General features: G+C 70.9%; 17 protein-coding genes. 3 read left to right on the top strand and 14 right to left on the bottom strand.

The features are described from left to right. Positions 1–27: 27 nt before the first annotated feature. The 7 genes from ACKUU6_RS17020 to wrbA form a co-directional block, all read right to left on the bottom strand. Positions 28–1,689, bottom strand: a complete 1,662-nt coding sequence (locus ACKUU6_RS17020; protein WP_407989406.1) for a long-chain fatty acid--CoA ligase — start codon at positions 1,687–1,689, stop codon at positions 28–30. 137 nt (positions 1,690–1,826) lie between these two features. After that, entirely contained in the window at positions 1,827–2,756 is a 930-nt protein-coding gene (locus tag ACKUU6_RS17015; protein ID WP_407989405.1) for a DUF1906 domain-containing protein, read from the bottom strand. A gap of 263 nt (positions 2,757–3,019) precedes the next feature. Beyond that, complete coding sequence (locus ACKUU6_RS17010) at positions 3,020–3,349, bottom strand: hypothetical protein (protein ID WP_407989404.1); 330 nt, start codon at positions 3,347–3,349, stop codon at positions 3,020–3,022. Between the two features lie 501 nt (positions 3,350–3,850). Continuing rightward, positions 3,851–5,077, bottom strand: a complete 1,227-nt coding sequence (locus ACKUU6_RS17005) for a 3-hydroxybenzoate 6-monooxygenase (protein ID WP_407989403.1) — start codon at positions 5,075–5,077, stop codon at positions 3,851–3,853. 106 nt (positions 5,078–5,183) lie between these two features. Continuing rightward, positions 5,184–6,281, bottom strand: a complete 1,098-nt coding sequence (locus tag ACKUU6_RS17000) for a transaldolase family protein (protein WP_407989402.1) — start codon at positions 6,279–6,281, stop codon at positions 5,184–5,186. Then, positions 6,281–7,042, bottom strand: a complete 762-nt coding sequence (locus ACKUU6_RS16995; protein WP_407989401.1) for an SDR family oxidoreductase — start codon at positions 7,040–7,042, stop codon at positions 6,281–6,283. The genes ACKUU6_RS17000 and ACKUU6_RS16995 overlap by 1 nt, the downstream gene beginning before the upstream one ends. 265 nt (positions 7,043–7,307) lie before the next feature. Next, complete coding sequence (gene wrbA, locus ACKUU6_RS16990) at positions 7,308–7,928, bottom strand: NAD(P)H:quinone oxidoreductase (RefSeq protein WP_407989400.1); 621 nt, start codon at positions 7,926–7,928, stop codon at positions 7,308–7,310. A gap of 404 nt (positions 7,929–8,332) precedes the next feature. Here wrbA and ACKUU6_RS16985 point away from each other — a divergent pair, with 404 nt between their 5' ends. Continuing rightward, the gene (locus tag ACKUU6_RS16985; RefSeq protein ID WP_407989399.1) at positions 8,333–9,208 is read left to right on the top strand and encodes a shikimate dehydrogenase; all 876 of its coding nucleotides are present in this window, start codon (positions 8,333–8,335) and stop codon (positions 9,206–9,208) included. A gap of 58 nt (positions 9,209–9,266) precedes the next feature. On the opposite strand, the gene ACKUU6_RS16980 is transcribed toward ACKUU6_RS16985, so the two are convergent. Continuing rightward, complete coding sequence (locus ACKUU6_RS16980) at positions 9,267–10,481, bottom strand: IS701 family transposase (protein WP_407989398.1); 1,215 nt, start codon at positions 10,479–10,481, stop codon at positions 9,267–9,269. A gap of 302 nt (positions 10,482–10,783) precedes the next feature. Here ACKUU6_RS16980 and ACKUU6_RS16975 point away from each other — a divergent pair, with 302 nt between their 5' ends. Beyond that, the gene (locus ACKUU6_RS16975; RefSeq protein WP_407989397.1) at positions 10,784–11,620 is read left to right on the top strand and encodes a ScbR family autoregulator-binding transcription factor; all 837 of its coding nucleotides are present in this window, start codon (positions 10,784–10,786) and stop codon (positions 11,618–11,620) included. Here ACKUU6_RS16975 and ACKUU6_RS16970 read toward each other — a convergent pair. Beyond that, on the bottom strand, positions 11,563–12,483 hold the full coding sequence (locus tag ACKUU6_RS16970; RefSeq protein ID WP_407992150.1) for an NAD-dependent epimerase/dehydratase family protein: 921 nt from the start codon (positions 12,481–12,483) through the stop codon (positions 11,563–11,565). The two genes, ACKUU6_RS16975 and ACKUU6_RS16970, sit on opposite strands and share 58 nt — an antisense overlap. A gap of 59 nt (positions 12,484–12,542) precedes the next feature. Further along, the gene (locus ACKUU6_RS16965; protein WP_407989396.1) at positions 12,543–13,571 is read right to left on the bottom strand and encodes a ScbA/BarX family gamma-butyrolactone biosynthesis protein; all 1,029 of its coding nucleotides are present in this window, start codon (positions 13,569–13,571) and stop codon (positions 12,543–12,545) included. Positions 13,572–13,962: 391 nt separating this feature from the next. Here ACKUU6_RS16965 and ACKUU6_RS16960 point away from each other — a divergent pair, with 391 nt between their 5' ends. After that, positions 13,963–14,625, top strand: coding sequence for a ScbR family autoregulator-binding transcription factor (locus ACKUU6_RS16960; protein WP_407989395.1), 663 nt, complete (start codon positions 13,963–13,965; stop codon positions 14,623–14,625). Between the two features lie 82 nt (positions 14,626–14,707). Here ACKUU6_RS16960 and ACKUU6_RS16955 read toward each other — a convergent pair whose 3' ends face one another. The 4 genes from ACKUU6_RS16955 to ACKUU6_RS16940 all read right to left on the bottom strand — a co-directional run bounded on the left by ACKUU6_RS16955 (position 14,708) and on the right by ACKUU6_RS16940 (position 19,519). Beyond that, positions 14,708–16,672, bottom strand: coding sequence for an anthranilate synthase family protein (locus ACKUU6_RS16955; RefSeq protein ID WP_407989394.1), 1,965 nt, complete (start codon positions 16,670–16,672; stop codon positions 14,708–14,710). A 32-nt stretch (positions 16,673–16,704) separates the two neighbouring features. Beyond that, positions 16,705–17,340 carry an isochorismatase family protein gene (locus ACKUU6_RS16950; protein ID WP_407989393.1) on the bottom strand — a complete coding sequence of 212 codons (636 nt, stop codon included), beginning with the start codon at positions 17,338–17,340 and terminating at the stop codon, positions 16,705–16,707. A 100-nt stretch (positions 17,341–17,440) separates the two neighbouring features. Beyond that, positions 17,441–18,214 (bottom strand): 2,3-dihydro-2,3-dihydroxybenzoate dehydrogenase, encoded by a 774-nt coding sequence (locus tag ACKUU6_RS16945; RefSeq protein WP_407989392.1) that lies wholly within the window; start codon positions 18,212–18,214, stop codon positions 17,441–17,443. A gap of 81 nt (positions 18,215–18,295) precedes the next feature. After that, the gene (locus ACKUU6_RS16940; RefSeq protein WP_407989391.1) at positions 18,296–19,519 is read right to left on the bottom strand and encodes a 3-deoxy-7-phosphoheptulonate synthase; all 1,224 of its coding nucleotides are present in this window, start codon (positions 19,517–19,519) and stop codon (positions 18,296–18,298) included. Positions 19,520–19,594 lie beyond the last annotated feature (75 nt).

Genomic DNA, 19,594 nt, shown 5'->3' with positions numbered 1-19,594 from the left:
GATCTGCGGAGCCCCGAGCCTCCGGTGCTAGCTCTTGTCGAGGAGCGTCACGTCCAGGGTGTCGGCCGCGTACTGCGCCCGGATCACCTTCTTGTCGAACTTGCCGACCGAGGTCTTCGGGACGGAGTCGATGATCGACCAGCGCTCGGGCAGCTGCCAGGAGGGGACCCGCTCGGCGAGGAAGGCACGGAGGTCGGAGAGGCCGACGGTGGCACCGGGCCGCAGGACCACGGTGGCCAGCGGCCGCTCGCCCCAGCGGTCGTCCGGCACCGCCACCACCGCGGCCTCGGCCACCTCGGGGTGCGCCATCAGCTGGTTCTCCAGCTCGACCGAGGAGATCCACTCGCCGCCGGACTTGATCACGTCCTTGGCCCGGTCGGTCAGGGTGAGGTAGCCGTCGGGGGTGATGGTGCCCACGTCACCGGTGCGCAGCCAGCCGTCCGGGCTGAACTTGTCCTCCGGCCGCTCGGGCTCGTTGCCCGCACCGGCGAAGTAGGCGCCGGCGATCCACGGACCGCGTACCTCCAACTCGCCTGCCGCGAAGCCGTCGTGCGGCATCCGCTCACCGCCGGGCCCGACCAGCCGGGCCTCCACGGAGGCGGGGAAGAGGCCCTGGCTGACCCGGTAGGGCCACTCCTGTTCGGGCGTCAGACCGGCCGGGGGCTGGGCGAAGGTGCCGAGCGGGGAGGTCTCGGTCATGCCCCAGGCGTGCACCACCCGGATGCCGTGCCGCTCCTCGAAGCCGCGCATCAGGGCGGGCGGGCAGGCCGACCCGCCGATCACCACCATCCGGAGCGAGGAGGTGTCGTAGGAGCCGGCGTCCAACTCGTCCAGCAGGCCGTTCCAGATGGTCGGTACGGCGGCGCCGACCGTCGGCTTCACCCGGTCGATCATCTCGGCCAGCGGCCTGGGCTGGAGGAAACGGTCCGGCATCAGCAGCGCGGCGCCGGACATGAAGGCGGCGTACGGCACGCCCCAGGCGTTCACGTGGAACATCGGCACCACCGGGAGCGCGATGTCACGGGCCGTCAGGGCGAAGCTGTCGGCGGCGTTGACCTGCATGCAGTGCAGGTAGAGCGAGCGGTGGCTGTAAGCGACGCCCTTGGGGTCGCCGGTGGTGCCCGAGGTGTAGCAGAGCACGGCGGCCCGGCGCTCGTCGATCTCGGTCAGCCAGGGGTAGTCGGTGGGCCGGTCCGCGATCAGTGCCTCGTAGTCGTGCACCCGTCCGGTGAAGCCGTCCAGCAGCGAACGGTCGCCGGGACCGTTCACCACGATGTGCCTGAGCGTCGGGTTGAGCTGCGGCAGCACCGCGGCGAGCAGCGGCAGCACGCTGCCGTCGACCAGGATCACGTGGTCGGCGGCGTGGTTGATGATGAAGGCCAGCTGGTGCCCGGGCAGCCGCAGGTTGAGGGTGTGCAGCACCGCGCCCATGGACGGCACGGCGAGGTACGCCTCCAGGTGCTCGGCGTTGTTCCACATCAGGGTCGCCGCAGTGCTGCCCTCCGTCACCCCGAGCTCGTCCCGCAGTGCGTGCGCCAGCTGTCCGGCTCGCGCGCCGACCTCGGCGTACGTGCGGACCACCGGACCGGTGCCGTCCCAGGTGGTGACGGTGGAGCTGCCGTGCAGGGTCGAGCCATGCGTCAGAATCCTGGCGACGGTGAGCGGTACGTCCTGCATCGTGCTGAACACGCGGGTCCTCCTTGACCGGGCGGCAGGGCAGCGCGCCCCTACTACTGGCGAGTAGTGAGGATGCTGCTGGGCCCCGATTCTGTCGTCAAGGCGCCGGGCTGTCAGCGGCGAAAGTCACCACGGCGCGGGCCCGTGGCTCAGCTCGCGACCGGTCCGTCCACCTGGTTGCGGTCGATGCCGAGGGTGGCGCCGCCCCAGGTCTCCTGGACGTTGCCCTGGTACTGGTGGATGCGCTGGTGGTTCGCCCACTGGCCGGGGTCGAGGCTGCCCGCTCCCGTGGTGTCCGCCCGGCCGTCCCAGCGGGCGTACCAGACCGCGTCGGGCAGCGGGGCGCTGCCCGCGCGGGCGGCGGCGGCCAGGTCGGAGATGCCGGAGTCCGCGCTGGAGTAGAAGCCCGAGCGGAAGCCCTCGAGGTGCAGCTGCTGGGTCCAGCCGACGGTGAAGTCCACCACGCTCTGGGCGCAGGTCTGGTCGCCGCGCGGGTAGGACTCGATGTCCAGATAGACCGGGCTGCCCGGGCCGAGCCCCAGCGAGCGCAGCGCGGCGGCGGCCTCGGCCGCCTCGGCCTGGCCCTGCTGCACGGCGGTGGCCGGGTCGATTCGGTTCGGCTTGTTGCGGAGTGTGCTGCACGGGGCCTGGCGGCCGACATGCGTGGGCATCAGCTGCCAGCCCATCGCCACCACCTGCCGGACCCAGTCGGCGGTCAGCCGGGGCTGGGAGCAGCCGCGCTGGCTGCCGCTGACGTAGAGGCCGACCGCGCCGTACGGGGAACTCTGCTTCCAGGCCGTCATGGTCTCCAGCGGCGGGGCGGTGCAGGCGTCGAAGCCGGAGCCGGTGAACAGGCGCCGGGCCGTCTGCGGCCTGGGTGCCGGCCGGTCGGCGAGCACGGTGGCCCGCAGGACCACCGGGGCGGGAGCAGCGGCCTGCGCCGACGCGGCCCGGCCGGGTGCGGCCACCGCTCCCCGCTCGGCCGCCGATGCGGTGCTGCCGTCGGGCAGGCCGTCCGTGGCGAGCAGCAGAACGAGGGAGGCCGCGGTGAGGGCCGCGGGCCCGAGGTAGCGGATCACCTCTCGATACTGACTGATCGTCAGACGAATGCGGGGAACCGTCGGCCCGCGTGTCCGACCCTGACCTGGGGACCCCGGCCTGAGGACTCGGCCCGTCCGGACCTGCTCGCCGAGGTGGCCCGTCCGGACGCGCCCGTGGGCGGTGCCGTAGAACGGCACCGCCCACGGGGGTGTACTCGCTGTACCGGGAGACGAGTGACCCTCTCCACCCCGGACGGCTCGGTCGGTCGTGCGGCCGGGTGCTCAGCTCACCCGGGGACCGCTCAGTGGAAGACCGGCGCGAAGACGAAGTTGAAGTCCCGGTTGCCCTGGTCGCTGAAGACGAAGCCGGCGTTGTCCTTGACCTGGAAGTTGTTGTTCTGGTTCGACGCGCCGGAGCCGGTGGCCACCTGCTGGGTCTGGTTGTAGTTGCCGCTGACGGTGCCGAAGATGTTCCCGCTCCCGACGTTGGACACCACGCTGCTGTTGGAACCGTCTCCCGCCAGGGCTCCGTTGTCGGCCGAGGCGGCGTCGGCGCCCACGAGCAGCAGGGCGGCTGCGAGCGGGGCGGCGGCCAGCAGGCCGATCAGTCGGGTGGTGCGAGTGCGAGCCATGTACGTGCCTCCAGATAAGTGCTGCGGTACTTCCGGTACTGCGCTTGGTACTCGGTACTTCTCCTGGTGCTTGCAGGAGTTCGCGGCCAGACGAACCACTGCGGGGCTGCGACGCCGAGCAACAGGTTTCCGCAACAAATCGACAAAGCGCCAGCATCGGGCGGCCTTTTCGCCCGTTAGCGTGACGTGACCCGCGATCCGTGTAGTCCGGGAATAGCCCCGTTCGTGGGCAGACGCACCGGCGCCCAGCTGGGATGACACCGAAAGGCAGTAGCGCTCGGGGGTCATCGGCCCGGCGCGCGGGCAGATTTGTCGACCTGCCTCGCGCCACCCCGGCGCACTTACCTCTCGCACACGCCCCCAGGCGCACCATCCGGCCATTCCGGCCGGAGTGTTCGGCCATGGACTGAATGAATATGACAGTGATTTGAATGACAGCAATTCTGTCATTCCGAAAATAGCGGGCCGGACCCCAGGGGGCGTGGGGTCCAACCCGCTGGTTCAGTGGGCGACGAGCGCCTGACGGCCGATCAGCGGCGCCTCGGTGACCCTGCCCTCGCCGACCCGGGCGCCGTGCAGCCACTCGACCTTCCGGTGGAGCTCCTCCGGGGAGAGCGCGGCCAGCATCGCGTTGCGCGCCGTCGCCCGTTCTCCGCCGGGGTGGTAGAGCCGGCTGCCCAGCTCCCGGGCGAGCAGCTGGGTGGCGGCGGTGCGGCCGCGCCGTTCGGCGGCGAACTTCTCGAAGCGCTGCTCGAACTCCTCGGCCTCGGTGCCGATCAGCCCGCCGAGCACCACCGCGTCCTCCAGCGCCTGGCAGGCGCCCTGGGCCGCGTACTGCAGCATCGGGTGCGCGGCGTCGCCGACCAGCACCACCCTGCCGTCGGTCCACCGCTCCACCGGATCGCGGTCGCAGAGCACCCAGGAGCGCCACTCCTCGCCCAGCTCCAGCAGCCGGCGCGGCGTCTCGCCGAGCTCGGGGAAGGCGTCCAGCACGGCGTGCCGACCGGTCGGCACCGCGGTCACCGCCCGCCGGGCGCCGTCGTCCCGGGTGGCCGCCAGGTTGAGGTACTCGCCGCCGCCGATCGGGTAGTGCACGAAGTGCCACTTCGGGCCCGCCCACAGCGTGACCGTGTTCGAGCGCAGCTCGGCCGGCACCTTCGCCATCGGGATGACGGAACGGTAGATGGTGTGGCCCGAGACCAGCGGGGCGCCGTCGCCGACCAGCTGCCCCCGGACGGCGGAGTTGATGCCGTCGGCCCCGATCAACGCGTCGCCGCGCACCCGTCCGCCGTCGGCCAACGCGGCGATGACGCCGTCCCCGGTCCGCCGGTAGCCCCGCACCGCCGCGCCGGTACGGAGTTCGATGCCGGGCGCCAGCCGGGCCGCCGCCAGCAGCGGGGCGTACACGTCGATCCGGTGCACCACCGCGTACGGGTTGCCGAACCGCTCCCGGTACGCGCCGGTCAGCGGCATCCGCGCCACCGGCTCGCCGGTGGTGCCGTCCATGAAGCGCAGTCCGTCGATGTACACGGCGCGAGCGCGCACCTCGGCGCCGATCCCGAGGTGGTCGAGGGCGTGGAAGGCGTTCGGGCCGAGCTGGATGCCGGCGCCGAGCTCGGTGAAGGTGTCCCGGCTCTCCAGCACCACCACCCGGTGGCCCTGCCTGGCGACGGCGAGTGCGGTCGCCAGGCCGCCGATGCCGCCACCGGCCATCAGGATCTTCGCCATCGAAGCTCTCCTGCCTCTCGTCGGGTCTGCGCAATGCGAGCAATCGAGCTGGGCGATTCGGTTGAGCGATCGAGCTGAGCAGGCGGCGGTGCGCCCGCGGTGTGCGTCAGGCCGCGGTACCGAACTCGGCCAGCCGGGTCAGCACCCGCTCCAGCAGCTCCACCCTGGCCCGGCGCAGGCCCGCGAGGGCGTCGCACTCGGCGGCGGCCAGCAGCTTCGGCAGGTCGACGCCGAACCGGTCCAGGTAGCCGAGCACCTGCTCGGCGTCCGCGTAGCCGCCGGAGAAGCGGTCCGCCGAGGCGGGCCTGCCGTGGTCGGCGAGGGCCGTCAGGGTCTGCTCGGAGAGCAGAGTGACCGAGTTCGGTGCCACCAGCTCCTCGGCGTACCTGGTGTCCCGGTACCGACGGTCCATCACCTCGGTGACGTCCCAGAGCAGTCGCTGCGGCCTGGCGCCGAGGGCGGCCAGCCCACTCCAGCGGGTCGAGCCGAGCGCGCGCTCGTACCGCCGGTAGACCAGCCGGGCCAGCGCCATCCCGCCCTGGCCCCGGAACGCCCGGGCCTCCGGCGTGCCGATCAGATCCAGCTCGCGGTCCAGCACGGTGTCCAGCAGGCCGACCGGCAGCCCGGCCACCGAGTTGATCCGGGAGACGTCCACGCCGTTCGCGACGGCCAGTTCGAGACCGGCCAGGAAGGCTTCGAGTACCTGGCGGTAGCGCTCCTCGGTGAGCACCAGCGAGACGTGCACGCCGATGCCCTCACCCAGGCAGCGGGTGATCGCGGGCAGCGCCTCGGGCGTGGCCGGGATCTCCATCAGCAGGTTCGGCCGGTCCACCGCCAGGTGCAGCGACCGGGCCTCGGCCAGCGTGAGGCAGGTGCCCTCGACGAACGAGGGGTCGATCCGGGCCGAGACCAGCCCGTCCAGGCCGGCCGTCCGCAGGTACACCGGCTCCAGCGCCTCGCAGGCCCAGCGCAGGTCACTGACCGTCAGCTCACGCAGCGCCACCGCGGCGGAGGCACCGTCGGCGGCCAGCTCGGCCAGCTGTTCGCGGTACGCGTCACCATCACCGAGCGCACCCGTGGCGCCGACCACGCACCGCTCGCGCACCAGGCGGGTCAGGCCGCCGTCCGCCAGCCGGTCGCGACCGAGGCCGTCCAGCCACAGGGAGACGCCGTCCCCGGAGAGTTCGCGCAGGATCCCGACCATCAGGCGGTGGCCCCGCCGTCCAGCACCAGGTCGTGGCCGACCACGAAGCGGGCCTCCTGGCTTGCCAGCCAGAGCACCGTGTCGGCGATCTCCTCGGTCCTGGCGACCCGGCCGACCGGCACCCCGGCCCTGACCCGCTCGGCGCGCTGCTGCTCGCTCTCGTCGGAGCGGCGCTCCTGGTCGGTGTCGACCGTGCCGGGGCTGATCGCGTTGATCCGGATGCCGTCCTTGATGTACTCCCGGGCGGCGGTGCGGGTCAGGGTGGAGAGCGCGGCCTTGGAGGCGGCGAAGGCGCCGAAGCCGGGCACCCGGCCGTGGATGCTGATGTTGGCCGCGGTGTTGATGATGACGCCGCCGCCGTTCGCCTTCATGTGCGCTATCTCGTGCTTCATCAGCAGCCAGGCACCGGTCAGGTTGGTGGCCAGGATGTCGCCCCAGACCGCCTCGCAGACCTCGGCCAGCGGGCTGGCCTGCCCCATCACCCCGGCGTTGTTGAAGGCGACGTGCAGACCGCCGTGCCGCTCGACCGTGGAGCGCACCAGTTTGATGACGTCCATGCCGTGCGTGACGTCGGCCCGGGCGCAGTCGGCGGTGCCGCCCTCCTTCTCGATCAGCGCCACGGTCTCCCGCAGCTCGTGCGGCTCCCGGCCGGCCACCATGACGGTGGCACCCTCCCGGGCGAAGGCCAGCGCGGTGGCCCGGCCGATGCCGGAGCCGCCGCCGGTCACCAGGGCGACCTTGCCGTCGAATCGTGCGGTCATCACGTTCCTCCTGCGGAATGGGCGGGCCCGCCGGAGAACAGGATTCTCCGCTTTCGCCAGGCAATTGCCACCGGAAAACTCGGGGCGTCGAGCTCTTCGTACTCCGGAGTAGCACCGAAATTCACCGGTCCAGAGAATTCTGAATGAACCGGGCAGTGGCGGCAACAGTCGTTCGACTACTTCGTCAGCTGCCGTCACGCGGAACGGCGCAGGGGATTCCGGATTGCTTTCCGGAATCCCCTGCGCCGTTCTGCGTGACGGAGCGTCAGGCCGCTGCGGCCAGGCCGACCTTGAGCGCCGTGGCGATCTGCACCGCACGCCGGGTCTGGTACGCGATCGCCTCGAGGTTCTCGTCGTTCGGCGCGCCCACCAGGTTGTTGGAGACGTGGCTGGTGCCGTACGGGTTGCCGTTGCTCGGCGCGAACTGGATCCCGTCCGAGTAGCCGGGGGCCACGATGATGGCGCCCCAGTGGTAGAAGGTGTTGTTCAGCGCGAGCAGGGTGCTCTCCTGGCCACCGTGCAGGGTGGAGGTGGAGGTGAACGAGGAGACCACCTTGTTCACCAGCTTGCCCTGGAACCACAGGCCACCGGTGGTGTCGATGAACTGCTTGAGCTGCGCGGCCGGCAGGCCGAAGCGGGTCGGGGTGCCGAACAGGATGACGTCGGCCCACTCCAGGTCGTCGAGGGAGACCTCGGCGACGTGCTTGGTGGCCTCGACGTGGTCGGCCCACTCCTGCTTGCCGGCGACGACGTCCGCGGGGGCCAGCTCGGCGACCTTGCGCAGCCGGACCTCGGCGCCCGCCTTCTCGGCGGCCACCGCGGCCTCCTCCGCCAGCTTGTGCACGTGGCCGGTGGACGAGTAGTAGATGATGGCGACGTTGGTCACGGTCGCTGCTCCCCTTCGGAATTCGTCAGATCCGGGATCCCTGCGGTCACCCCGTCCCCTCGACTCTCCCCCAGTCACCGAAGCGACGGCAATCGTGGTTCGTGGACTACATCACCTTTGCACCGTCAACGAATTGACCATGGGCCCGAGCGCCGGTTCGGGCACCCCGCAGCGTGCGCGAAGCGGCCGAATTCTGCTGACCACCGGCGCGGATCATCCGGCCCGGAACCGGCGGTTGTGACGGAGTGGACCGACGACTCCGTCAGGTCGTCCGCGAACGTGACTCTGTGTCAACCGCGCCGACCGCTCCGGGTACCCAGTACCTATCGTGGGGGGGCAACGGGGACGGCAATCGGAACTCGATGGTCCGGGCAGGCGTTCCCCTGGCGGAAGGAGCACGACCGATGCGCACCGAACAGCCACCCGTGCTGGAGAAGAGCGTGCCGCCTCGCCAGGCGGTCCGTCGCGCGGCGGTACTCGGCCACCAGGTCGGCCAGTCGCTCACCCCGGTCATGCACCGCGCGGCGCTCGCCGCGATGGGGCTGGACTGGGGCTACCAGAGCATCGAGTGCGACGAGACCGGGCTGCCCGGGGTACTCGCCGAGCCGGCCGCGGGCCTGGCCGGGCTCTCCCTGGGCATGCCGTTGAAGCGCGCGGTGCTGCCGCTGGTGGACGAGGTCAGCGACCTCGCCCTGGACGTCGGCGGCGCGAACACCGTGATCTACCGGCGCGGCCGCAGCTACGGCGACAACACCGAGGTGTACGGGATGCTCACCGCGCTGCAGGAGGCCGGGGTCGGCTCACCCGGCTCGGCGGTGGTACTCGGCGGCGGCTCGACCGCCTGCTCGGCACTGGCCGCCCTGCGGGAACTCGGCGTGCTGGAGCCCACCGTGGTGGTCCGCGAACCCAGCCGCGCGGCCGAGGCCACGGCGGCGGCCGGTCGGCTCGGGATGGCGGTGGACGTGCACACCTTCGGCGAGCTGGACAGCCTGCTGCCCGGCACCGGGCTGGTGGTCTCCACCCTGCCGGCCGGGGCCGCCGACACCTTCGCCGCAGCCGTGATGCACTCCAGGGCGGCGGTCTTCGACGTGGTCGGTTCGGCCTGGCCGACCCGGCTGGTGAAGGCGGCCGGGTTCGTGGGTGTCACAGTGATCGACGGGCTCTCCTTCATGGCCCACCAGGCCGCCAGACAGCTGGAGTTGATGACCGGGCAGAGTGACATCCCGGTCCAGGTGATGCGTCGCGCCGCCCAGGCCGAGCTGGTCCGCCGCGCGGACTGACGGCGGCAGCCGGACCACACCGGCCGCCACCCCGCGTACCTGCCCCACCCGGTCACCATCAGGCCGAGAGCTCCTGGGACTTGTCGAAGCCCTGCCGACGCGCGGTGGAGAGCACCGAGATCGCGTGCGCCACCGAGCAGAGCGTGGCGTGCCGGTGCCAGCCGGCGTAGGAGCGGCCCTCGAAGTCCCGCATCCCGACCCGCCCGCTGACCTCGGCGAAGTCCTTGGCCACCCGCCGGGTGAGCCGGCCCAGCCGGAGCAGCGCCACCGGCGGTACGTCCACCAGGTTGGACAGCCAGAGCTCGGCGGGCTTGCCCTTCGCACCCGACCAGCCGCCGACCAGTGCCAGCGCCCGCTCAGGCGGGGCGACCGTACCGGGGCGCCGGACCGTCGGCATGGTCACCCTGGTCCCGCTCACGAGTATCGACCTGGTGATCGAGTACTCCGGGTCCACCCAGCCGACCGGGCGGGAGAAGCGTTTCGCCCACTCGATCAACTGCTGGGCCTGGAAAACCCGTTCACCCCGGCCCGGCAGGCTGCCGTCGAAGCCGACCAGCCTGGTCGAGCCGCTCACCCGCATCACGAACGGAACCCCCCGGCGGCAGAACTCCTCGACCAGGACGGTCGCGTCGAGCTCGCGTGCGTCCAGCACAGCGGGTCGGCGGCGCAGCTCCCAGTCCGGCCCGGCCAGTTCGATCACGCTGTTGACGGCGCACAACTCCGGTGTGGTGGCCGAGACTTCGTCCGGGATCTTGGCACGCTTGCGGCGCTCCTCGTTGGCCAGCCAGTCCGCCGGGAGCACCAGTCCCCAGTTCACCGGCGCGCTCATGTCCTCGCTCGCGAGCCAGACGCCGTACGCCTGCTGGCTGTTGACCACTCGGCCGAGCTCGGTCCGGAAGGACTCCTCGACGCCGACCGAGTGCTCACCCGCCTTCGGGATGGCCATCGAGTTGAGGACCCAGGCCTGCGGCAGCAGGACGCGGTCCAGGTGCTTGGCCAGCGCCTGCCGGACCGGTCCCCAGCGCCAGGAGGAGTCGCTGATGAAGTGGTGCAGGCTCTGCTCGGCGGCGCCGTACCCGGCCACCGCCGCCAGGGCCCGCATCGACTTGCGGCCCTGCACCGAGAGCAGTCCGGAGATGTACCACTCGCCTCGGGCGCGCTGGTCACGGCGCTTCAGCGAGGCCAGCATCCGGCGGGAGAACTCCGTGACGAAGTCGTCCGCCACGTCTCCCCAGATGTGCTCAGGAACGTTCTTGTCACTTAGACCTTCCACAGCCCCCGTCCCCTCTTCTGCGGTCGCGAACCTGGCGGGCTCGGTGCGCCGGTCGGCGACGATGAGCCAGTTGCTAGGTACTGGTGATGGATACGGTACAGAACCGACTGGTTGGTTTCATCTACTTCGTCATCTTGGCACCATGCGAGCTCAACCGCAACGTTCTGGCGGCCCTGACCTGATGCAGCATACTAGATACCGCACAGTTGGTTTGTTACGATGCGGATGCAAGCACTTGAAAGAGTCGACCCGGACCGCAGCTACAACGGTCCGTGGCCGACCTACTCCCGGAGGGAGACCAGATGCCCCGTCAGGAACGGGCGCAGCGCACCCGCCAACTGCTCATCGAGGCCGCCTCGGCCTCCTTCGACCAGGCGGGCTTCGCCATGACGGGGTTGAACGACGTCATCAGGCCCACCGGCATCTCCAAAGGCGCGCTGTACTTCCACTTCGGCTCCAAGGAACAGCTGGCCGAGGCCGTGATGGCCGAGTCCAGGGCCGGACTCCGCGAGGCGATCCGCTCCGCCCGGCACTCCAGCGACTGCCCCCTGCAGTACCTGATCGACCTGAGCCACGGGCTGGCCAGGAGGCTCGCCGAGGACGTGGTCTTCCGGGCCGGACTCCGACTCACCGACGACGGGGCGCTCGGCGAGGAGCTGCGGCCCAACCCGCACCCCCGCTGGGCCCTGATGATCGGCCGGCTGCTGGACCGGGCCGCCGCCCGCCAGGGCCTGCGGCCCGAGGTGGGTACGGACGAGTCCGCCGCCCTACTGGCAGCCGTCGGCGCCGGGGTGGAGTCGCTCGCCCGGCGTGATCCCGACTGGCTCAGCCCCCGGATGATCTCGCTGCTCTGGCAGGCCGTGCTGCCAGCCCTGATCACCCCCGAGGGGCTGGCCAGGCTGCGCACCACCCCGATCGAGCACGAGCGGGCCGCCGTGCCCGCGCCGGGCCGGGCGCACCCGACGGACGAGCTGCCGGCCGCCCGACGGGGCCCGACGGTGGGCGTCCGAGGTGCGGCGGCCGCCGCCGACACGCCGATCGGCCGGCCTCGGATCGAGGCCGGCCGGTCCGGCACGCCGGTTCAGCCGGTGGCCGCCGCCGACCCGGCGGGCACAACCTCCCGGTACCAGGGGACGTGACCGGGGAACCGGGCCGCCAGGCCCGGGCCCGGGTCGCACCCGGTACGCCGCCAGAGCCGGCTGCTCTCGTACCGGTGCTCGACCGTCAGCAGTGACAGCCGTCGCCCCCAGGAGCCGGGCCCGGCGCCCTCCAGCAGCCGCCGGGCCTCCTCCACCGAGACATCACCCTCCGGCAGCGGGCGGCCCAGGGCTTCGCACACCAGGCTCACCCATTCCCGCATGACGACGGGCTCCGGGTGGCTCGCGTGGTAGATCCGTCCTCCCGGCTCGGGCCCCCAGGGCTGCCGCGCCAGTGCCGCGATCGGCCGGGCCAGGTCCTCCACCGCGATCGCCGACATCCGGGCCCGCCCGCCGTCGATCCAGTGCGGCAGCCGGTCCAGCAGGTCCACCAGCGCGGGGACGACCCAGGTGTCGCCTGTCCCGTAGACCAGGTGCGGCCTGATCACCACACCTCCCGCCGCGAGCACCGCCCGTTCGGCTGCCAGCCTGGTCCTGCTGGTCTCCGATCCGGGCACGAGATCGGCCTGGTACTCCGTCAGGTTGCGGTGCACACCGTCCCGGTAGACCGCCGTGGTGCTGAGGTAGATGACTCGCCGGACCCCGGCCCTGGCGGCTTCGGCGAGCAGTGCCTCGGTGCCGAGTTCGTTCACCCGGCGCAGGGAATCGGGGTCACCCCCGATCTGTGAAGCGAGGTGAACAACCGTGTCGACATCTTCACAGGCGCCGTACAGGGAGGCGGCGTCGGCGAGATTCGCGTGGAACGGTTGCACGGCGCCCGATTCGACATACGGGAGCGACCGACGATTGGTGAGCACTTTGACCGGCGCGTCCGGTGTGGCTGCGGCCGCGATCAGGCCGAGCACCCGGCTTCCGATGAATCCGGTGCCGCCGGTCAGCAGCACACCTCTGTGGTGTTCCACAGTCAGCCGACTTTCTGAACCGAGAGGAATTCCATGCGCGACTCCTCCCGGACGATCTGCCGGGTCATCAACTGTCCGGTGGCAACGGAGACTCCGTCCTGTTCGACGGAGATCCGGATGCTCAGTTCACCGTTCGGACCGATGGGTCCGGGAAATGCCCGGACGAATACCGGCAGATGCAGTTCCGCGTAGCGGATGAAATTGGTCTCCATCTCGAACGGGGCCACCGCGGTCACTCCGGCGACGCTGTTCGCTGCCTGCCGCATCGCCTCGACGATCACCATTCCGGGCACGTGGTCGACCGGGTGGTCGAACAGCACCGGGTGCCGGCGGTCGGCCTGCAGCCGCCAGGTGTACCACTCGCCGGTCGGCACCAGCACCGAGTTGGCCTTGTCGTCCTGGTACTCGCCCTGCGGCGGCACCATGTCGGGCAGCCGCAGGGCCAACTGCGGTGCGCGGAGCCGGGCGTAGGTGTCGGGGGCCATGCAGTCCATCCGCAGGGTGCCGGTGCCGAGCCGGGTGGCACCACGGTGGATCACCGTCTCGTACTGCATTCCCGCCAGGATTCCCCGGCGGAACCTGAGGTCCTGGCAGCTCGCACTGATCGTCAGGTTGGCCGGGGTCTGGCCGACCACCATCGCGGTCGGCTCGGCCTGGTACGAGAGGCTCCAGAGCAGGAACGGGTAGTCCGTCGGAACTCCGTACCCGGCGTGGGAGATCAGCATCGCGGACTGCCTGATCGTCTCGGCCAGGAGCAGTGGGTCATAGCAGCCTGCGATGGGCCGGTAGAAGCTGTGTGTCCGCGGCCACTGGGCACCCAGAAGGAACCGGTCGGCGCCGGTCTGGCGCCATCCGGTGAGCATGACCTCGGATATCGAGGCCCTGTGCACCAAACGTCGCGGCACGGTCTGCTCGTGGAGCTCCGGATCTGTTTGGTCCGTGCCCACCGACTGCGGCGAGCATGCAATTTCCGACAGCACTGACCCCATTGCAATCTCCCCCAGGAATGGGTAATTGAGTCCGTCACCCAATGGCAGACGGACCCCTGACGGCGATCGGATGCTGTCCGAACCGCCAGGTAACCTCGGTGCGTGAGAACGTCGCGGATCCTACGGAGAGTACGAGGCCCGACAGGGCCTGCTCCGTAGTCATTCATCGTGCACGCTGCCGCGCCAGGATAGGCTTTGACAGCAGACGTCGACCGACCCAGTCGTAGGTTCAGACGCGGTCGGTCGGCAGTGGCCCTGAAACGGTCCACCCGAGCAAGTCGCATGCGAAGCACATGGTTCGACCAGACAAGTAGTCCCGCCCTCCTCGGCCACTCACCGCACCAAGCCCTGGTGCGGCGTCGCTCCAGGCAACGATAGAGTACCATCCGGTCGGTTTGTAGTGTGAGGGTGCGCACGAGAAAACAGGAGAACGATGGCTCAGCAGGCACGTGCAGTGCACACCCGGCAGCAGATCCTGAACGCTGCCGCTCAGGTTTTCGCCAAGCGCGGGTACGCGGCGGCCACGATGGCCGAGATCCTGACCGTCGCGGGTCTCACCAAGGGCGCGGTGTACTTCCACTTCGCCTCCAAGGAGGAGTTGGCGCTCGCGGTCACCGAAGCGCAGTCGCCCTGGTTGGAGGAGCTCGACCTCGGGGGCCCCAGCTTCCAGAGCGTGATCGACCTGACCGTCGCCTACGCGCGCGCGTTGCAGAACGACCCGATCATCCGCGCCACCGTACGCCTGGTCATCGAACACGGCGCTTTCGACAAGCCGCAGATCGAGGCATGGGAGGTGAACATCAACCTCGTCCGGGACCTGCTGCTCGCCGCGCAGGACGACCTGCTGCCCAGCGTGGACATCAACGCGGCCGCACCGACCATCACTTCGTCGTTCACCGGCATCCAGCTCACCTCCCAGGTGATGAGCGGCCGGGCCGACCTGCTGGAGCGGGTCGCCGACTGGTGGTCGATGCTCGTCCCTGGACTGGTGAAGCCGGAAGTGATCCCCGGGCTCGAGTACGGCGGCTCGGCCAAGACCACCGCCCACCTGACGCCCGAGCGGATCGCCCGGGCCTCGGTGCGTCGCCGCGCCTGACGGGGCGGCGCCGGGTGCTGCTTCAAGCGGTGGGCCGCGCGGGCCGGGTGAGCCGGCTCGGCGGTGGACCGCGAGGGCTGCTTCAGCGGCGGGCCCGGTGGCCGGTCCCGGCCAGTTCGGGGAGTCGGGCGCCCTCCCGGTCGGCCAGCAGACCGAGCAGTATCCCGGTGATGACCCGCAGCCCGTCCCGGCTGAGCACCGACTCCGGGTGGAACTGCATCGAGCGGAAGCCCGGACCGCGCAGCGCGTGGATCTCTCCGGTTGCCGGGTCGCGGCTCACCTCGACGGTGCCGACCGGGAGTTCGACCAGATCGTGGTCCGACCGCCCGGCGAAGGTGTTGTAGAAGCCGACCCGCTCGGCCCGGCCGAACAGGTCGATCGTCCGGGCCACGCCCTGGTTCGGCCGGTCCCGGCGGACCAGTTCGAAGCCGAGCACCGTACTGAGCACCTGATGGCTCAGGCAGACCGAGAGGAACGGGCGTCCGGAGGCCAGGAGTTGGCGGGTCGCCCGCCGCAGCGCGGCGATCTTGGGATCGACCGAGTCCCGCGGGTCGCCCGGGCCGGGGCCCAGCACCACCAGGTCGTACCCGTCGAAGGAGTGCTCCCGGTCGAACCGCCGTACCGTGACGGCGAGTCCGAGCGCCCGCAGCTGGTGGTCCCACATCGCGGTGAAGGTGTCCTCGGCGTCCAGCACCAGGACCCGACGGCCGATCAACTCGGGTACCGGGCGGCGGCGCTGTCCGGATTCGGCCAGCCAGAAGGGCGCGAGTCCGACGTTCCGCTGCGCCAAGGCGTCCAGTACGGCGGGGTGTTCGGCGAACTCGGGAGGCGCGGTGTCCTGCTTCGGGGACGATCGCCTGGCGCCCAGCGCGGCCAGCAGACCGGCCACCTTGGCCGATGTCTCGGCCACCTCGGCCTCCGGTCTGGAGTCCCGGACCAGGGTGGCACCCACCCCGATGGTCAACCGGCCGGTCGCGGAGATGTCGGCGGTCCGGATCAGGATCGAGGAGTCCATGGTGCGTCCTCCCTCGGCGTCCCGGCCGATCAGCGCGACCACCCCGCTGTAGTAGCCGCGGCCCTGCGGCTCGTACCGGCTGATCACCTTGGCCGCGCTCTCCAGCGGACTGCCGGTGACGGTCGGCGCGAACAGCGTCTCCCGCAGGATCTCGCGCGGGTCGCGTGAGGTCTCGCCCGCGACGAAGTACTGCGTGTGCGCGAGCCTGGCCATCTCCAGCAGGTGCGGTCCGGTCACCCGGCCGCCGGCCCCGGTGATCCGGGCCAGCATCTTGAGTTCCTCGTCCACCACCATGTAGAGCTCGTCGGCCTCCTTGGCATCGGCCAGGAAGGAGAGCACCCCGGTCAGCGTGGGGCCGGACTCGGGGTAGCGGTAGGTGCCGCTGATCGGGTTCATCACCGCGACACCGCCGGAGAGGCTGAGGTGCCGCTCGGGGGTGGCGCCGACGAAGGTTCGCAGACCGGTGCGGATGACGAAGGTCCAGTACGCGCCGCGCTCCCGCTCCAGCAGCCGGCGGAAGAAAGTCAGCGCGGCAGCGGGTGTGTAGTCGGAGATGTCCGCCACGAAGGCGCGGCGGATCACGAAGTTGGCACCCTCACCGTTCCCGATCTCGTTGGCCAGGATGCGGCGCACCACGTCGGCGTACGCCGGGTCGTCGATGTCGTACCGTCCGTCGACCAACTCGATGTCCAGCTCCGGCAGTTGTCCGATCAGCTCGGCCAGCGGCACCGAGTCCTGCTCGCGGACGCCCAGCGCGAGCAGCGGCATCCCGTCGTCGACGGCCGCGAAGCCGCGCTCGGCGATCTGCCGGTACGGGACCACCGCGAGCACCTCGTGCTCCTCCCGTCCGGTCGCCGCCCGGTCGGCCGTCAGCGGGAGGTCGGCCAGTGCGGCCAGCTCGGTCACCGTACCGCCGAGCACGTCCACCCGGTCCGGCGAGCCGGTCACCGGACGGTACAGCAGCGCGAACTCCGGCTGCCGTCCGGACAGGATCCGGCTCAGCAACGCCTCACCCACCGGACGCTCCGTCATCTACTTCTCCTCCTGGTCGAGTTGCCACTTACTCAGTCGAGATCGGCGAGCACGGCCTTGGTGGTGACCGCCATCCCGCACCGCTCGGCCACGTACGTCAGCGCCAGCCGGTGGTACTCCAGGGTGAAGTCGGCGACCGCGTCACCGACCAGGAACGGCTGGACGTCGTGGGTGTAGGCGTCGAGCGCGGTGGCCATCACTCCGACGTGCGCGTACACCCCGCAGACGATCAGCTGGTCCCGGCCCTGCTCGCACATGGACTCCAGCAGCGCGGTCCGGTGGAAGGCGCTGTAGCGCCACTTGGTCAGCACCAGATCGCCCTCGGTCGGCCGGATCGGGTCGACCACCTGGCGGTCCTCGGGCGAAGGGGTCATCCCCGGACCCCAGAAGTCGGCCAGAAGGCCGCGCTGTTCGGGTGTCATACCGCCCGGCTGTGCGGTGTAGACGACCGGGACCGCAAGCTCGGCGGCGCGCTGCCGGAGCAGCGTCACGTTGGCGACCAGCTCGGTGACCGGGGACTCGTCGGCCGGGAAGGGCTGGAGGAAGTAGCGCTGCATGTCGTGGATCAGCAGCACGGCCCGTTCGGGATCGACCGTCCAGCGGGCGGTGTTCTCGGGAAGATCGCCCTGTTGGGGCATCGGGTAGGGGCTGATGGTGGGGATGGCCATGCCTGGATTCCTCTCAAGTCGATTGGAAGTGAGCACGGTTGGCGGGAAGGCTCGGTTGGCAGCGGGGACGACGGGCTGGTGGGGCAGCCCGTCGCCGGGTTCAGTGCCCGAGGGCCGCGCCGCCGTCCACGGTGAGATCGTGCATGGTGATGTGGGCGGCCTGGTCCGAGAGCAGGAACAGCACGGCGTCCGCGATGTGCGAGGGCTGGGCGATCCGGCCGAGCGGGATGCCGACCCGGTAGGCCGAGGCCACTCCGTCGATGGACGCCTGCGCGGCGCTCTCGTCCTCCCAGAGGGCGGACAGCATCGGGGTGTCGGTCGAGCCCGGCGCCACCACGTTGCAGCGGATGCCGAATTTCGAGACCTCCAGGCCGAGGCACTTGGTGAACATGGTGGCCGCCGCCTTGGAGGCCGCGTATGCCGACATGTCGACCCGGGCGGTGCCCGCCGCGTTGGACGCCACCGTGACGATCGCGCCGCGCCGGCCGCCGGCCACCATCCGGTTGACCACCGCCCGGGAGATGAAGAAGACGCCGGTGGTGTTCACCGCGAAGGTGGCGGACCAGTCCTGGTCGGTCAGGTCCTTCGCCGCCCCGAGCCGGAGCACGCCGGCACCGTTGACCAGGTAGTCGATACCGCCGAGCTGCTGCTCGACCGCCTCCACCACGGCCTCGACCTCCGAGCTGTCCGTCACGTCGGCCGGGAACGCCTCCGCCCGGCCGCCCGCGTTGCGCAGTTCCTTGGCCAGCTCCTCCAAGCGGTCACCGTCACGGTCGACCAGGGCCACCGTGACGCCACGATCGGAGAGCGCGCGCACCACGGCCCCGCCGATACCGCCGGCCGCCCCGGTGACCAGCGCGACCCTGTTTTCCATTCCATGGACACTCATAGCGACCCCAAAGACCGAGGATGATCGACCGCTACCGGCCGGTGACTGACTGATCCGAGGGGCCGTTCAGCCCCGCCACGCAGCCGCGACCTCAAGGGCCTGGTCCGGGTTCAACCGGGGGTCGCAGAAGCTGGTGTACTTGTCGCCGATGTGCGCCAACTGCCCTTCGTCCGAGGCGCATTCGGTGACGTGGTCCGGGGTGGCCTCCAGGTGCAGACCACCGGGCACCGCGCCGACGCTCAGCAGCGCGAGCTGGAACCGGCGGACCTCCTGCACCACCGTCTCGACCAGCCGGGTCTTCAGACCGCCCGGCCCGTTCACGGTGTTGCCGTGCATCGGGTCGGTCAGCCAGACCACCGGGTGACCGGCGGCCTTGACCGCCGCCGCCAGCGCGGGCAGCCGGTCGGCGACCACGTCGACACCCATCCGGGCGATCAGGGTGAGACGGCCCGGCTCGCGGTTCGGGTCGAGCTTCGCGCAGAGCGTCAGCAGGTCCCCGACGCTCATGTCCGGACCGACCTTGCAGGCCACCGGGTTGGCCACCGTGGCGAGCAGCGCCACGTGGGCGCCGTCCACCTGGCGGGTCCGGTCGCCGATCCAGGGCAGGTGGGTGGAGGCCAGGTAGACCCGGCCCTGGTCGGTGCGGCGCAGCAGCGGCACCTCGTAGTCGAGCAGCAGTGCCTCGTGGCTGGTCCACACCGGGGCTCCGACCGGCGGCCGGCCGGCGGTCGACCGGGCCCGCAGGGCGGCGAACGCGGTCGCGGCCGCGTCGTAGCCGCTCAACAGTCGGTTCGGGTCCGGGCGGCGCAGCACCGGGTCGGGCTCCGGACTGTTCACCATGTGCCCCCGGTAGACCGGGAGTTCGAGCCCTTCGATGGTCTCGGTCGGGCGGGAGCGCGGCTTGCCGAACTGCCCGGCCATCCGGCCGATCCGGATCACCGGGCGCAGGGTGTTCATCGAGACCACCCCGGCCAGCGCGTCCAACAGGCCGACCTTGCGGGCCACATAGCCCGGCTCACACTCGGCCGGGTCCTCGGCGCAGTCCCCGGCCTGGACCACCTGCAGCCGGCCGGCGGCCACCTCCGCGAGCAGGCACCTCAGCTCGATGAGCTCCGCGAAGCGGACCAGCCCCGGCCGGTCGGCCAGCTCACCGGCCACCCGGGCGAGCAGCCCGGGATCGGGCCAGGACGGCTGCTGCTGGGCCGGGAGCGATTTCCAGTAGTCGAGTTCGCTCTCCGACAACGGCGGACCGGTCTCGGCCGATCGCGCCGCGATGACGTCGCTACTCACTCAGAACCTCCGTGGTCGTTAATTCCTCAGCTGCCCGGAACGTGCGGCTGCGAATACCGCCGCTGAAGTTCTGGT

The sequence above is a fragment of the Kitasatospora sp. CMC57 genome (assembly GCF_045866025.2).
Taxonomy (GTDB): Bacteria; Actinomycetota; Actinomycetes; order Streptomycetales; family Streptomycetaceae; genus Kitasatospora.
The sequence above is the reverse complement of the archived record's forward strand: the minus strand, read 5'-3'. Positions and strand labels throughout refer to the sequence as shown.

Bases quoted from the DNA above. Each gene is read 5' to 3' on its own strand.
- ACKUU6_RS16985 (WP_407989399.1), top strand. From the start codon at position 8,333: ATGCGCACCGAACAGCCACCCGTGCTGGAGAAGAGCGTGCCGCCTCGC.
- ACKUU6_RS16955 (WP_407989394.1), bottom strand. From the start codon at position 16,672: ATGACGGAGCGTCCGGTGGGTGAGGCGTTGCTGAGCCGGATCCTGTCC.
- ACKUU6_RS17000 (WP_407989402.1), bottom strand. From the start codon at position 6,281: ATGGTCGGGATCCTGCGCGAACTCTCCGGGGACGGCGTCTCCCTGTGG.
- ACKUU6_RS16950 (WP_407989393.1), bottom strand. From the start codon at position 17,340: ATGGCCATCCCCACCATCAGCCCCTACCCGATGCCCCAACAGGGCGAT.
- ACKUU6_RS16995 (WP_407989401.1), bottom strand. From the start codon at position 7,042: ATGACCGCACGATTCGACGGCAAGGTCGCCCTGGTGACCGGCGGCGGC.
- ACKUU6_RS16960 (WP_407989395.1), top strand. From the start codon at position 13,963: ATGGCTCAGCAGGCACGTGCAGTGCACACCCGGCAGCAGATCCTGAAC.
- ACKUU6_RS16945 (WP_407989392.1), bottom strand. From the start codon at position 18,214: ATGGAAAACAGGGTCGCGCTGGTCACCGGGGCGGCCGGCGGTATCGGC.
- ACKUU6_RS17010 (WP_407989404.1), bottom strand. From the start codon at position 3,349: ATGGCTCGCACTCGCACCACCCGACTGATCGGCCTGCTGGCCGCCGCC.
- ACKUU6_RS17005 (WP_407989403.1), bottom strand. From the start codon at position 5,077: ATGGCGAAGATCCTGATGGCCGGTGGCGGCATCGGCGGCCTGGCGACC.
- ACKUU6_RS16975 (WP_407989397.1), top strand. From the start codon at position 10,784: ATGCCCCGTCAGGAACGGGCGCAGCGCACCCGCCAACTGCTCATCGAG.